Source organism: Microbacterium sp. UBA1612, from assembly GCF_002321605.1.
GTDB classification, from domain to species: Bacteria; Actinomycetota; Actinomycetes; order Actinomycetales; family Microbacteriaceae; genus Microbacterium; species Microbacterium luteum.
Map to the genome: position 1 here is coordinate 1 of NZ_DCMW01000033.1, position 14413 is coordinate 14413.

The 14413-nt window shown below is 67.0% G+C and carries 13 protein-coding genes; 3 read left to right on the forward strand and 10 right to left on the reverse strand.

Annotated features, from left to right (window positions below; all coding sequences use genetic code 11):
* The 5 genes from B3S45_RS12060 to B3S45_RS12080 form a co-directional block, all read right to left on the reverse strand.
* On the reverse strand, window positions 1–312 hold a 312-nt coding region (locus tag B3S45_RS12060), incomplete at its 3' end, for a class I tRNA ligase family protein (RefSeq protein ID WP_286720861.1).
* 5 nt (window positions 313–317) lie between these two features.
* A complete protein-coding gene (locus B3S45_RS12065; protein ID WP_286720862.1) occupies window positions 318–1166 on the reverse strand; it encodes a LamG-like jellyroll fold domain-containing protein in 849 nt (282 codons plus the stop codon).
* Window positions 1167–1173: 7 nt separating this feature from the next.
* The gene (locus B3S45_RS12070) at window positions 1174–2466 is read right to left on the reverse strand and encodes an extracellular solute-binding protein (protein ID WP_286720864.1); all 1293 of its coding nucleotides are present in this window, start codon (window positions 2464–2466) and stop codon (window positions 1174–1176) included.
* 61 nt (window positions 2467–2527) lie between these two features.
* A complete protein-coding gene (locus B3S45_RS12075; RefSeq protein ID WP_286720866.1) occupies window positions 2528–3433 on the reverse strand; it encodes a carbohydrate ABC transporter permease in 906 nt (301 codons plus the stop codon).
* On the reverse strand, window positions 3423–4487 hold the full coding sequence (locus B3S45_RS12080; protein ID WP_286720868.1) for a carbohydrate ABC transporter permease: 1065 nt from the start codon (window positions 4485–4487) through the stop codon (window positions 3423–3425). The genes B3S45_RS12075 and B3S45_RS12080 overlap by 11 nt, the downstream gene beginning before the upstream one ends.
* A gap of 9 nt (window positions 4488–4496) precedes the next feature.
* On the opposite strand from B3S45_RS12080, the gene B3S45_RS12085 reads away from it, so the two are divergent.
* A complete protein-coding gene (locus tag B3S45_RS12085; protein ID WP_286720869.1) occupies window positions 4497–5267 on the forward strand; it encodes an IclR family transcriptional regulator in 771 nt (256 codons plus the stop codon).
* A gap of 109 nt (window positions 5268–5376) precedes the next feature.
* Here the strand turns inward: B3S45_RS12085 and B3S45_RS12090 are convergent, their stop codons facing one another.
* The 4 genes from B3S45_RS12090 to B3S45_RS12105 are packed head-to-tail and all read right to left on the reverse strand — an operon-like array spanning window position 5377 to window position 8379.
* Window positions 5377–6327, reverse strand: a complete 951-nt coding sequence (locus tag B3S45_RS12090) for a sugar kinase (protein WP_286720870.1) — start codon at window positions 6325–6327, stop codon at window positions 5377–5379.
* On the reverse strand, window positions 6324–6935 hold the full coding sequence (locus tag B3S45_RS12095; RefSeq protein WP_286720871.1) for a bifunctional 4-hydroxy-2-oxoglutarate aldolase/2-dehydro-3-deoxy-phosphogluconate aldolase: 612 nt from the start codon (window positions 6933–6935) through the stop codon (window positions 6324–6326). Before B3S45_RS12095 ends, B3S45_RS12090 begins: the two co-directional genes overlap by 4 nt.
* A complete protein-coding gene (locus B3S45_RS12100; protein ID WP_286720872.1) occupies window positions 6932–7633 on the reverse strand; it encodes an SDR family NAD(P)-dependent oxidoreductase in 702 nt (233 codons plus the stop codon). Before B3S45_RS12100 ends, B3S45_RS12095 begins: the two co-directional genes overlap by 4 nt.
* A gap of 44 nt (window positions 7634–7677) precedes the next feature.
* A complete protein-coding gene (locus tag B3S45_RS12105) occupies window positions 7678–8379 on the reverse strand; it encodes an RraA family protein (protein WP_286720874.1) in 702 nt (233 codons plus the stop codon).
* Between the two features lie 141 nt (window positions 8380–8520).
* Between B3S45_RS12105 and B3S45_RS12110 the strand changes: the two genes are divergently transcribed.
* Window positions 8521–9711, forward strand: a complete 1191-nt coding sequence (locus B3S45_RS12110) for an enolase C-terminal domain-like protein (protein ID WP_286720876.1) — start codon at window positions 8521–8523, stop codon at window positions 9709–9711.
* A 182-nt stretch (window positions 9712–9893) separates the two neighbouring features.
* A complete protein-coding gene (locus B3S45_RS12115) occupies window positions 9894–13454 on the forward strand; it encodes a polysaccharide lyase family 8 super-sandwich domain-containing protein (RefSeq protein WP_286720878.1) in 3561 nt (1186 codons plus the stop codon).
* A gap of 19 nt (window positions 13455–13473) precedes the next feature.
* On the opposite strand, the gene rsmI is transcribed toward B3S45_RS12115, so the two are convergent.
* Complete coding sequence (gene rsmI / locus B3S45_RS12120; RefSeq protein ID WP_286720879.1) at window positions 13474–14283, reverse strand: 16S rRNA (cytidine(1402)-2'-O)-methyltransferase; 810 nt, start codon at window positions 14281–14283, stop codon at window positions 13474–13476.
* Window positions 14284–14413 lie beyond the last annotated feature (130 nt).

Consider the following 14413-nt stretch of genomic DNA (forward strand, 5'->3'; position numbering starts at 1 on the left):
CTCGTGCCGCTCGTCGGTGGTGCGAATGAAGTCATCGTTGGCGATGTTGATCGTCGACAGCAGCGGCTGCCACGCCTCCGCCACCAGCTTGTCGGCCCACGCCTTCGGGGTGGTGTCGTTGGCGACCGCGGTGCGCAGGATCTTCTGGCCGTGCTCGTCGGTGCCGGTCAGCAGCCAGGTGTCGTCACCGGCCTGCCGGTGCCAGCGCGCAAGAACATCGGCGGCCACCTCCGTGTAAGCGTGACCGATGTGGGGCACGTCGTTGACATAGAAGATGGGCGTCGCGATGTAGAAGGAGGCGCCTGCAGGCATGAGGGTCAGTCTACTGAGCGTGCGGAGGTGTTACCGCGGTCGTGCCAGGCGCGCGCCAGGGCGAGATGCTGCGCGGCGTCGAGCGCGGTGGCCCAGACCGCAACTCGCGCGAGGTCACCGGCGAAGTTGTTGCCCATCCCCGCAGACAGCCGGACCGCGCCGATCGTGAAGTCGGATGTTACACGGCGGTTGAGGCCGTCGGGGAATCGGTACGGGTTCTTCGCGTAGGAGAGCCCTGCCCCCAGCGGCGGCCCCGGCTCGCGGTAGTGCGGGCGCGCGTCGGCCTCGCCGTCCAGATAGGCGACGATCTCGGCGCCGTCGTAGCTGAACGCGACGACACTCCAGCGCCCCAGCGCAACCTGACGCTCGCTCGCGGCATAGTCGCGACTGAACGGGATGCCAGGGTTGGCCCCACCGGTCGCCGAGACATGGCCGCATACCTGCTGCGCACCGCCGTAGGTGGGCAGGCTCACGAAGAGACCGTACTGCCGTCGCGGATCACTATCGTCTTCTTGCCACATGCCGGCGATGAATCCAGTCGCGAGCGAGCTGCGACGCACCAAGGCGACGACGGTCACCTGGTCGCCACGTCGGGAGACGTCAAGCGCTCCGGTTTCGGCGGCGGGGATTGTCAGAGCATCCGTCACCCCGTCGAAGTGCATCGCACCGCCGACTTCGCTGTCCGCCCGCCATCGCGGCCCCACAGCGGACAGCGGACGAAGCCGCAGACCGTGCCCGCTGTCGTCGACGGCGCGGAAGCCAGCCCGGAAGTCCCACTCGACGAGCGGCGGCGGGACCGCCGCGAACGACGGCGGGGACGAACCAAGTCGTTCGTCCCCGCCGCCGTTGCTCATGCCGAGATCAGCCCGCGAGAATCGGGTCGGCGACCTCGCACACCGCAGCCAGCTGCGCCGCGATGTCCGCGTCAGCGACCCACACGCCGTCGAGCGCCGGCTTGGTCGCCGTTTCGAGCTGCGGGAACTCGACCGGGTAGGGGATCTGCTGAGCAACGGAGAGCGTGTCGATCAGCGAGCGCTGGGCCGATGCTTCCGAGAGTCCCGGGTACTCTTCGGCGTAGCGAGCCGGGATGAACTCCGGGGTCGCGAGCGAGAACCGCGGCGCGACATACGGAAGCTCTTCAGAGCCGTGCTTGCTCGTGAAGTGCGCGAACAGGCGAGTCGCGAGCTCGGTCGTCTCGCCCGCCTCCCACACGACCATTGACGCCTGTCCGATGAACGGGCTGAAGGGCACGTCGCCCTCGGGCTGCGGCACCATGTCGAACGCGAACGTCGAGTCCGCGAGCTGAGCGAGAGCGCTCGGAGCTCCGAGGAACATCGCGGTGTCGCCGGTCGGGAAGCTCGACGTGTTTCCGGGAGTCGGATAGCTGCCGTCCTCGAAGATCATGTCGTGCACGAACTCGAAGGCCTCGACCGTCGCCGGATCGGTGAAACCGCAGGTGTCTCCGCCGGGGTACGCCACGCCGCCGAAGCCCTTCAAGAAGGGGGTGAACAGCGCGTAACTGGTGAAGTTCCACTGGGGGATGTCGAAGCCGTAGGTCACGACACCGGAGTCCACCATCTCCTTCGAGATCTGACGCAGCGACTCCCAGGTCCACTCGCCCCGCTCCAGGAGCTCCGCCGGAGTCGTCACGCCCGCTTCTTCGAAGACGTCGACGTTGTACATGACCGGGTGGGTCGTGCCCGCGAATGGGTACCCGTAGATCTCCCCGTTGTCGCCTTCCAGTTCGGCGTACAGGTTCGGGATGATGTCGTCGAAGTCCCAGTCGGCGTCATCTTTGAGCACGCTGACGTCGTGGAGCGCTCCCGAGTCGACCCACGCCGGGGTCGCCGACTCGACGATCCAGCCGAGGTCGGGTGCGTCGCCGCCGCTGAGCCGAATCGCGAGCTGAGAGTTGTACTCAGCGAAAGGAATCGTCTCGATCGTGAGCTCACCCAGTTCCGGGTTCTCCTCGCGGAACTCGTCGGCCAAAGCCTGGAAGGTCGCGAGAATCGTCTCGTCACCGGTCCAGACGGTCATGGTCAGGTCGACAGGCTCGTCGTACGTCGGGGTGCCGCTTCCGGCGCATCCCGCGAGCGCGAGAGCTCCAGCCGAGGTGGCGGCAATTGCCGCCAGCCGCCAGTTTCGCTGTGTCATGGTGTGGTTCTCCTCATCATTGGGGGGAAATGCGTGAGCATGTCGCTCACGCGGTGGTGCGCTATTTGATGCCGGTCCCGGCGATGCCCTGGACGAACTGACGCTGCGCGATGACGAACACCGCGAGCACCGGGAGCACGCTCAAGGTCGTGGCCGCCATCTGGACGTTCCAGATGGGGACACCCGTGATCGGGTCTGTGAACGATTGCAGGGCAATCGGGATGGTCAGCATTTCGCGGCTGCGCAGGAACACGAGCGGCTCAAGGAAGTCGTTCCAGCTGTTCAGGAAGGTCAAGATGGCGAGCGCCGCCACCGGCGCTTTCGCCAGCGGCATGGCGATTCGCCAGAAGATGCCGAACCGACCCAGGCCGTCGACTCGCCCCGCCTGCTCGAGTTCCACAGGCAAGCTGATGAAGAACTGGCGCATCAGGAAGATGCCGAGCACCGCGGGTACTCCGAACATCGACGGAACGATCAGCGAGAGGTGGGAGTCGACCCATCCGAACGCGGAGATCAACCGGAACAACGGGATGATCGTGACCTCCGGCGGGACGAGAAGCGCACTGAGCAGCATCACGAACAACGCGTTGCGACCGCGGAACTGAATGCGGGCGAATGCGTAGCCTGCAAGAGACGCAACGGCGATCACGCCTGCGGTCGTCAGAGTCGCGATGTAGAGCGAGTTGATGAACTGCTGCAGGAACGGGCCTTGTGAGAACGGCGCGAGGAAGTTGTGCCACTGCGGCTCCGCCGGGAAGAGCACTGGCGGGCTTTCGAAGACACCGCCGTACGTCTTCAGCGCCGTCGAGAACATCCAGTAGACGGGAAACACGAACGGAATCGCGATCAGTCCCATCAGCGCGAACATGCCCACGCGCGCGAGCCCAGTCCGCGAGGAGCCCCGTCGTGCTTCGCGCGGCGGGGCCGCGGGGTCCACATCGGTGTCGTAGTCGAGATCAAGACTCATTGAAGACCCAGCGCTTTCTGGTCCACCACTGCAACAAGGTGAGGGCGAGGACGATGGCGAACAAGAACACGGCCGCGGTGCTCGCGTAGCCGACCTGGAACGCGCGGAACGCTTGCTCGTAGATGTAGTAGCCGAGGATCGACGTCGATAGCTGAGGTCCACCTTCGGTCAACAGGTACACCTGCGCGAACGCCTTGAGCGACCCGATCGTCGCGAGGATCCCCACCATCACGGTCGTCGGCGCGATCAACGGCGCCGTGACATGTCGGAACGACTGCCACCGCCGCGCGCCGTCGATGCGACTCGCTTCGATCAGCTCGACCGGCACGTCCTGCAGCGCCGCGAGGAAGAGGATCATGCTCACGCCGACTGACTTGAGGACCTGCACGCCGATGATCGTCGTCATCGCCCATTCGGTGCTCGCCAGCCAGTTCGGGCCATCGATGCCGACCATCGCGAGCCAGCCGTTGAGTCCGCCGGAGTCCTGCAGCAGCACCTCCCACACCAACGACCACGCGACCAGCGAGACCACGACGGGCACGAAGTACGCCGTGCGGAAGATCGCGATTCCGGGAATGCGCTGGTTGACGAGCACGGCGAGCGCGAGGCCGATCAGGATGTTCGCGGGAATGACGAACGCGGAGAACAGCGCGGTGTTCTGAAGCACCCGGGCAAAGGTGCCCGAGGCGACGAGCTCGGCGTAGTTGTCGAAACCCGCGAAGCTGGTTCGCCCCGACAGGCTGTTGTAGTCCTGAAAACTGAACGCGAAGACGCCCACGATGGGGACGGCGACGAACACGATGAATCCGAGCACCGCCGGGGCGATGAACGCGTAGCCGTACAGGCTGTCGATACGTTCAAGGCGTCCCCGGCGCACGGGGTGCGAACCGGAGCCCCGGCGGGCCACGCGTTCGGTGGTTCTGGTCATCTGCGCCTCGTCATTGAGGTGTTGCATCTTTTGCAACACGGTTGTGTAGAATGAGATACCAGAATGCGGCCCCGTTGGCCCAATGTCAAGTCGGCATCGAATATCGTCCAAGAATCCCCAGCGCAAGGAGTCCTCATGCCCGCGAAGACGCCGGCACCCGCTTCGCCGTCTCGCACCCTCGTGCGCGGCGTGACGTTGCTCGAGATCGTCGCCAGCAACCCCGACGGGATCGGCGTGACCGAGATCGCGACCCGCGCGAATCTCGACAAGGGGACGGTCTCTCGACTCCTCGCGACGCTGCGCCAGATGGGCTATGTCCAACAACGAGCCACCGACCGCCGCTTCGTTCTCGGCAGCCGGTGTCTGTGGCTTGCCCGGGAGTACCGATCCCACCAGGAGGAGCTGAGCAACGTTGCCCGACCCTTCCTCGCCGAGCTGCGCGACTCGAGCGAGGAGACGGTGCACCTTGCGATTCGCGAGGAGAACTTCGTCGTGTTCATCGCGCAAGAGCAGCCGGACCGATCGATCCGGGTGCGAAGCGCCGTAGGTTCACGTCTCGCGATGCACCGGACGGCAATGGGGCGCGCACTCCTTGCGGAACTCGACGTCGAGACTCGCGACCACCTGATCGCCGAACTCGAGGCCGACGCCCATGCGCGCGGTGAAGAGATCGATGTCGAGCAGCTTCGAGCGGACGTCGCCGAGGCGGTCGAACGCGGGTGGGCCGCCGTCGATCGGCATGACGACGTCACCCGCCTCGCGGCGGCGATCGTCGACAGCGACGGGGAACCCATCGCCGCGCTCACCCTTTCCGGACCCAACTACCGGGTGGAGCCACGGATCGAAGACCTCGGCGCTCAGGTTCTCCGCACGGCTCGCGCACTGAGCGCCGCGCTCGCTCTCTGAGCGCACGACTCGGCGCACATCCGCGATCGGACGTCGTCGAAGGCCGACGGCCGTTGCGACTCCGAGCGACACGTCGCGCGCTGAGCGCGCCGCATTCCTCAGGGCGGGGTCAGCGCTTCACCGGGTCGGCTCCGCGCGTCGCAAGCTCCTCGAGCTCGCGAGCTGATGCCGCCCCCTCCCAGTCCCCTGGACTCGTGCAGGCCATCGCGCCAGCGAGAACCGCGGTGCGTGCGCGCGTCTCAAGCGGCGACCCTGCGAGAAGCTCAGCGAGATACCCGGCGACGAACGCATCGCCCGCACCCACGGTGTCGACGACGTTGACGGAGTACGCGGCTTGGTCGACGGTTGACTCGGCCGACAGCGCGTGGCATCCCGCCTCCCCGAGCTTGACCACCACCTCTCGCGGGCCCAGCGCACGCAGACCACGTGCAAGGCGGGCGGGTTCCTCGCGGGCACCGAGCACGAGCTCGGCCTCGTCGGCGCCGGCAAACACGATGTCGACATCGGCAACCAGCTCCCGATACTGCGCGGCGGCGACGTCCGCCGCCCACAGCGCCGAGCGGTGATTCACATCGAACGACACGAGGCACCCCGCCTCTCGCGCCCGCACGACGAGACGCCGCGTCGCCTGACGGGCGCTCTCCGAGATGGCGAGAGTGATCCCCGTGACGTGCACGAGCGCAACACCGGAGAGATCCAACCTCTCGACATCGCTGGGATCGAGCATGCTCCCGGCACTGCCCTTGCGGTAGTAGGAGACGACCGTCATGCCCGCCACCGTGTTCTTGAGCATCAGCGCCGTCGGCGCGTCATGCTGCTCGAGCGCCACGACATCGACACCCTCGGCCCGAAGCTCGCGCGCGATCCTCCGCCCGACACCATCGGCGCCGACGCGACCGACCCAGCGCACGGGAACCCCGAGCCGCGCGAGTGCGATCGCGACGTTGGACTCGGCCCCACCGAATCCCAGCGTCATTGTCGAGACCAGTTCGAGGCGCCCCGGCTCGACAGCGCGGACCAGCCCCATGCTCTCACCGAGAGTCAGCACGAGCCCCGTCATCGCAGCGCCTCAACAGTTTCCCTGGCCAGCCGCTCGATCTCCTCGGGTGCAGCACCCGTCGGCACCATCCAGCTCCCGCTGACGGCGAGCACCCTCGGGATCGCCAGGTATGCGCGCGCCGAATCCAGGCGGATGCCACCGCTGGGGAGGAATCGCACCTCGGGGAAAGGTCCGGCCATGGCCTGCACGAACGGCGGTCCGCCAAGTTGCGTCGCGGGGAATACCTTGACGGCATCCGCCCCCGCGCGCACGGCAGAGTCGATCTCGGTCGCGGTGGCAACACCCGGAATCAGGGGAAGGCCGCACCGACTCGAACGGTCGAAAACCGCCGCGTCGAAGCCCGGTGAGACCGCGAATGCCGCACCCGCGGCCTGCACCCGCTCGACATCCTCGGTCCGCATCACCGTCCCAGCAGCGACGAGGAAGCCGTCGATGCCCGCGAGCCGGGCGATCGCCTCGAGCCCCGCACGCGTTCGCAACGTGACCTCGGCGCCCGGAAGCCCGCCGGCAACGAGCGCATGCGCGACCTCGACCGCGCGGCCCGGGTCGTCAACGGTCAGAACCGGCAGCACCTTGAGTCGCCGCAGCCGACGTTCGACCTCGATCACAGCGTCATCCCGCCATCGACGACGAGGTCTTGGCCGGTGATGTAGCCGCTCTCACGCGAACACAGCAGGAGCGCGGCTGCGAGGCAGTCATCGGTCGAGCCGATCCGCCCAGCCGGAATCGAGGACAGCACCTGGTCCCGATACGAGGAACTCGCAAGCGCCTCCGAGTTGCGCGGCGTCTCGATGACACCAGGCGACAGCATGTTGACGGTCGTCCCGAACGGTGCGAGTTGACGCGCGACGTTCTGCACCACATTGGCGAGCGCCGCCTTCGACGCCGCATAGGCGACCATGTCGGGGTGCGGCCGCCGCTGCTGAACGCTGCCGAGTACGAGCACGCGACCGAAACCCCGCGCCTGCATACCCGGCACGATCTCTTGCAGGAGTTCGAGGCTCGCCATCAGGTTGACTCGCAGCTGCCGCTCGACATCGACGGGGGCAGCGGCGAGCCAGGGCGCCCGAACCTGGAGCGATGCCGACAGCACCAGGATGTCGATCGACCCCCCGGCGAGCGCGGTGCTCGCCAGTTTCTCAGCCGCGCCCGCCGCCGCAAGATCGACCGCGAGCTCCGGATCATCGGATTCAAGCCCGTGTCGGACAACATCGGCACCCGCCGCCGCGAGGCCGTCGGAGACAGCTCGCCCGATGCCACTCGTCGCGCCCGTCACCAGTGCGCGAAGACCTGTGAAATCGAACACCCGACTCCCATCACATCGTTGTCCCGCGAGGCTATCGGATCGGGTCAGAGCCGACCGTGCCGTTGGTAGACCGCGACCGGGTCCTCGCCCGCTTCGAACTCCGCACGGACCGCGTCTTCATGGCGAATCAGCTCTTCGGTCTTCTCCAGGACCGACACGACAAGGTCGCGAGGGATCACAACGACGCCATCGAGGTCTCCCATGATGAAGTCACCCGGCGAGACCTGAACGGTCGAGGTGAGGGCGCCGCGCAGCGATACCGTGAGCTGCCAGTCGTAGTAGCTCCACCGCTTGACCGCTTCGACCGGGGTCAGATAGCGCGCGAACACGGGAAAGCCGCGTTCGAGCAAGAATTTCGTGTCGCGCGATCCTCCGTCGACAAGAGCGCCGACGACTCCGCAGGCGCCACCGACGGTCGCGTTCATCTCGCCGTAGTGCGCTGCCTGCATGTCGAAGCTGCAGTCCCGGACGTCGATGATCGGAACTCCCGCCTCCTTCATCGCCCCGAACATGTGGATGCGCCGCTCGCGCAGCTTCGCGTCGCCGGTCGGCTCCGGGATGCCCTTCATCGTGAAGGCGGGGCCCGCCATGACCCAGGTGTTGTCGATCGGCTTGATGTCCATGGCCAGCGCCTGATTCGGGTAGCCGAGTTCATCAAGGACGTCGTACACAGCACCCGAGTACGTCGCGCGGTATCGCTCGATGAGTTCGGGGACCGGACGCGAGTAGGAGTAAGGGTTCGTCATTGAGCTTCCTTGTTCGTGGATCGACAAGATCGTGTCGTTGCACTAGACAATACAGCTGTTGCACTACACAAGACAAGTGGTCGATACTTCGCTACGCTGACACTCGACGCAGCATCACGACGAAAGAGGCGGAACAGAACAATGAAGATCGTCGACCTCCGGGCCCGAACCGTGGCAATTCCCACCGATGGCAAGCTCCGCCACTCCACGGGTGTCCACCCGGGCTACTTCTTGCGTACGATCCTCGAGGTCGTCACCGACGAGGGCCTCGTCGGCCTCGGAGAGGTCGGCGGCGGAGACCAGCGCGGCGCACTCATGAAGCTGCGGGAGCGCGTCATCGGGCTCGATCCGTTCCACCTCGAGATGATCAAGCTCAAAGTGCTCCGGTCGATCTACTACATGTCGAACGCGCGCCTGTACGCCGCGATCGAGATGGCATGCCTCGACATCCAGGGCAAAGCCGTCGGCCGACCGGTGAGCGATCTCCTCGGCGGAGCCATCCACGACGAGATCCCCTTCATCGCCTACCTCTTCTGGCGCTACGACCGTCCAGGCGGCGGCGACGACGAGCGCGCCGAAGATATGGCCGATCTTTGCGAGCAGCTCACGGAAGAACTCGGCGTGAGTGCCATGAAGCTCAAGGCCGGCGTGCTGTCTCCAGAAGAAGAGGTGCGAGTTCTCGAACTCTGCCGCGAGCGACTCGGCGACGACTACCGCCTTCGCATCGACCCGAACGGCGTGTGGTCGGTCCCGACCGCGATCCGCATGGGCCAGCGGCTCGAAGCCGTGCGCCCCGAGTACTTCGAGGATCCCGCGTGGGGGCTCACGGGGAACGCAGCGGTCCGCGAGCAGGTGAGAATTCCGATCGCCACCAACATGTATCCCGCCAAGTTCGACGACCTGGCGCCGGCCATCAAGCTCGGCGCCGTCGACATCGTGCTCACCGACGTGCACTACTGGGAAGGCCCGCGAGGCGTCAAAGAGCTCGCTGCGATCTGTCGAACCTTCGGACTCGGCGTCGCCATGCACTCGGGAGTCGAGTTCGGGGTCGAGCTCGCGGCCATGCTGCACACAGCCAGCACGATCCCCGAAATGTCGACGGCCGGAGATGCCCATTACCACTACCTTGTCGACGACATCATCGTCGGCGGCAAGATGCCCTACATCGACGGCGCCATCCGCGTCCCGACGGGCCCCGGGCTCGGCGTCGAACTCGACCCGGAGAAGATGGACAAGTACGAGCGCCACTATGAGAAGGTCGGCGACTACTACGCACGCTTTCACGTCGACGAACGTCGGCCCGACTGGGTTCCGACCGTCGCGGGGCTGTGACGGAGCACTCGCACCGTTGACGCGCGCGCCGAGGGCGCCTACTGTTCGTTGTGTCAGATGATTCGCCTGTTGCACTAAATGCAACAAGCGGCTGGACTCAATGGAGAGTTGAGATGTTCGCATTCCCTGCGCCGTCACGCCGAACCGTCACCGCGTCTCTCGTGGTAGCAACCCTGATCGCCGTGTCGGCCTTGATCGCACCGCACGCCCCTTCCGCAACCGCCGCGGCACCCGGCGACCCCCTCGCGCACGCGTGCGCCGCCCCCGGGTCGGACGAGTTCTCTGACGCAACGCTCGACACGTCCCTCTGGGCGTCGAGCACCGGGGCGCCCGTTCCGTACACCCTCCACGACGGCGATCTCGTCCTGACCACCGTCGCCGAGAACTCCGCGACCGTGCCACACCTGCAGCAACCGGTGCCCGAGGGCACATGGGAGATCACGACCGAGGTCGAGATCTCACCCGTCGGCTCGTACCAGCAGGCCGGACTGATGCTGCGCGAGAACGCGAGCGAGTGGCTTGCACTGACCGTGTATCACTCGAATGGACAACAACGCGTGCAGCTCAACTTCGGCGGCGCGAACGCCGGCCCGATCACCCTGCCCGGGGGTGCCGGCCCGAGCTATCTGCTGCGGATGTCGAGCGACGGCACCCACATCCGCGGCCAGTACTCCACCGATGGCGAAACCTTTCAGAGCGTCGGCGCGACGATCGCGCTCGGCGCGTTCGCGCCCACCGGGATCGGGCCGACGGCGCTGCGCGGCGCTTCGAGTTCGGCAACAGAGATTGACGCCCGCTTCTCCTGGTTCCGGTTGACGCCCGACGCCGAAGCCTTCGCGGCATGCGACGGCCCCCTCTTCAACATCTGCGCTGCCGAGGGCTCTGATGAGTTCGAGGGGGCCGCCCTCGACCCAGCGATCTGGACGGCGAGTGCGAACGGCCCCGTCAGCTCCAGCCTGTCGGCGGGTCGGCTCATCATGCCCACGGTCGCCGCCAACTCCTCCGCGGCGCCGGCACCACTCCAACCGCTCCCCAGCGGCGATTGGCAGGTGACGACGCAGGTCACCATCGATCCGACCGGCAGCTACCAGCAGGCGGGGCTGCTGCTGTGGGACGACTCCGACGAGTGGATCGTCCTCGACGTGTACTGGTCGTCTGGCGAACGTCGGATTCAGTTCAATCGCAGCGGTAACAACTCCGGCTTCATCTCGGTTCCCTCCGGGCACGGGTCGAGTTACTGGTTTCGACTGACGAACACCGACGGGAGCATCACCGGCTCATACTCGCTCGACGGCGAAACCTTCTCGGGATTGTCCGGCAGTGTTGCGCTCGGGACCTTCGCACCCATCGGCGTCGGCCCGACAGCTCTCCGCGGCGCCGCGAGCAGTGCCGGCTCGGTCGACGCCCACTTCGAGTGGTTCCGCTGGTCGCCGACATCGTCCGAGCTGATCGAATGCGGCCATCCGACCACCGACCCGACCACCGGACCCGCGGCAACAGCGCGCGAGGCGTGGCGCGCCCACCTGATCGGCGATGCCGCCATCGACACGACGCATGAGCCGTACGCGTCGCGGCTCGCCGCGCAGACCGCGACGGCGCTCGGCTACTGGTCGAGCGTGTCTCCCGGCGCGGAGCCCTGGAGCGACCTCAGCACCGCGGAGCAGGCGGACACCCTCGAGGCGCTTCGCAGGATCAAGGCGATGGCAGTCGCGTGGGCAACGCCGGGGTCGGCGCTGAGCGACGACCCCGACCTGCTCGAGGACACCGTGGCGACGTTCAACTGGGTGATCGCGCAGCGCTACTACGACGGAATGCCCGCGACTGGCAACTGGTGGTACCCCCAAATCGGCTTTCCGCTCGAGGTCAACGAAATCGTCGTCGTGCTGCACGACGAACTGGCCGCGGCCGACATCGACGCAGCGATGGACGCCGTCGACCATTTCAGCCCGAGCGTGAACCTCACCGGCGCCAATCGGGTCTGGAAGGCGATGGTCGTCGGACTCCGCGGCGTCATCGTCGGGGACAGCGCGAAGATCAGCGCGGCGAGCACCGGCCTCTCGCCGGTGTTCGATCTGGTGACATCGGGAGACGGCTTCTACGCCGATGGGTCATTCGTCCAGCACGCCTGGTACCCGTACACCGGAGGCTACGGGACCTCGCTCCTGCTCAACCTTGCCGACATCCTGTTGCTCCTCAGCGGGACTCCGTGGGAGGTGACCGATCCGGATGTCGCTCGGGTTTATGAGTGGGCCCGCGACGCATTCGACCCCGTCATGTTCGACGGCATCATGATGGACAGCGTGCGCGGCCGCGAGATGTCGCGGGAGTACAACCCCGATGTGGAAGCGGGATCAACCGCGTTGCGTGCGCTGCTCGTCCTGGCCGAGTCGGCACCGGTGGGCGACTCCGACGGCATCCGCGCGATCGTCGCCCGCCACCTCGGCGGCGACGTCACCACGTTCTGGGAGAACGGATCGCTGAGCGAACTCGCGCTCGGCGAAGCCGCTGTCGCCTCGGGGTCCGCCGCCGCCCTGAACGGCACGTGGGCTTTTACCAGCATGGCGCGCGTCGTCCATCACGACGGCGACTACGCGGTCGCCGTGGCCATGTCCAGCAACCGGCTGGCGACATTCGAATCGATCAACAACGAGAACTTCCGGTCGTGGTACACCGCCGACGGCATGACATACGTTCACGACATCGACGGCGAGCAGTTCTCTGAGGACTACTGGGCCACGGTCAATCGCTACCGACTTCCCGGCACAACGGTCGACACCCACACACGTTCGGCGACCAACGGCGCCGGATACAAGCCGACGAATGCCTTCGCGGGGACGTCCGCCGGAGTCGATGGGACCGCCGCCGCGTCCGGCATGGTGCTCGACGCCTACGGAAGCGACCTCGAAGCACGGAAGTCGTGGTTCTTCTTCGACGGCGCAATCGTGGCAGTGGGAAGTGACATCTCACGCTCGAGCGTCGCGGGCAACGGTTGGGACGGGACCGCTCGCCACATCGAGACGATCATCGAGAATCGCCGCACCGAGCCAGGATCGACCCTCGTCGTCGATGGCAGCGCCGCCGGCACGACGAGCGGCGCGGTCGAATCGATCTCTGGAGCGGAGTGGGCGCAGCTGACCAATGGCGACAGCCGCCTCGGCTACGTCTTTCCTGACGGAATCGACCTTGAGGTTCTGCGCGAGTCGCGCACCGGGAGCTGGGCGGCGATCAACTCGGCGAGTGGCTCCTCGACGACGCGGACCGGTGACTACTCGACGCTCTGGATTGACCACGGGACGACTCCGAGCAACGCCGGGTACGCGTACATCATTCTCCCGGGCGCAACCGAGGCCACGACTGAGGCATTCGCCGCGGCCCCCACGATTCGGATTCTCGCCGACGGGCCGACCGTCTCCGCGGCTGAGGACACGGCCAACATGGCCATCGCCGCGAACTTCTGGGATGCGGCGACACTCACCCGCGACGGCGTCGACTACCTGACCACCTCAGCCCCGCTGTCGGTGACCACGGAGCGAGACGGTGACGAAATCGCCCTCACGATCGTCGAGCCCACGCGGGCCCGAACCGGGACGGTGACCGTAGAGCTCCACCTCGACGCCGACGCCGTGATCGAGAGCTCCCCCGGTGTGAGCGTGGTGCGGACGGGGCCCACGGTGCAGCTCTCGATCGATGTGACCAACGCCCGCGGCGCCGCGTTCGTCGTCCGTCTGGCGCTCGCACCGTGATGCACGAGCTCGAGGACCCTTACCGCGCCTTGAGCGCCGCGTCGTAGAGCTCCTTGCGTGAGAGTCCCGTCAGCTCGGCCACCTCGGCGCTCGCCTCCTTGAGGCGCGAGCCTTCGGAAACGAGGGTGAGGACGCGGGCCACCCCCTCGTCGATCGACGCCTCGACCGGTTCGGCCCCGGCGACGACCAGCACGATCTCGCCGCGGGCGCCGTCCGCGAACAGCTCCGCCAGCTCGGCGAGCGTGCCGCGCGCGACCTCCTCGTGCAGCTTGGTGAGTTCGCGGCAGACGGCCGCGCGGCGATCCTCGCCAAACGCCGTCGCCGCATCTTGCAGGGCGTCGCCGATGCGGTGCGGGCTCTCGAAGAACACGAGCGTGCGCGCTTCGGCGGCGACCGCCCGGAACGACGCGACCCGGCCCTTGCGCGGCACGAAGCCCTCGAAGGCGAACCGGTCGGTGGGCAGCCCGCTGAGCGCGAGCGCCGTCAGCACCGCACTCGGTCCGGGGATCGCGGTCACCGTCACCCCGGCGGCGACCGCGGTCTGCACGAGCACGAAGCCGGGGTCGCTCACGGTCGGCATTCCGGCATCCGTCAGCACCAGGATGTCGGCCTCCCGTGCCTCCTCGGCCAGCGATGCGGCGCGCTCGCGCTCGTTGTGCTCGTGCAGCGCCACCAGGCGCGGACGGTTATCGACGCCGAGCGCGCGCATCAGCTGGATCGCCGTGCGGGTGTCCTCCGCGGCGATCGTCTCGGCGTTCTGCAGCGCCTCGATCAGCCGGCGGGAGGCGTCGCCAAGATTGCCGATGGGCGTCGCGGCGAGGATGAGCACGCGTCCATTCTCCTAGCATGAGCGGGTGATCGTCTCGCGACTCCCGACCTGGGTGGGCCCGGCAGCCGTCATGGCCGTCGCCGCGGCGACCCGGTTGTGGGCGCTCGACCGCCCGCACGAGCTCGTCTTC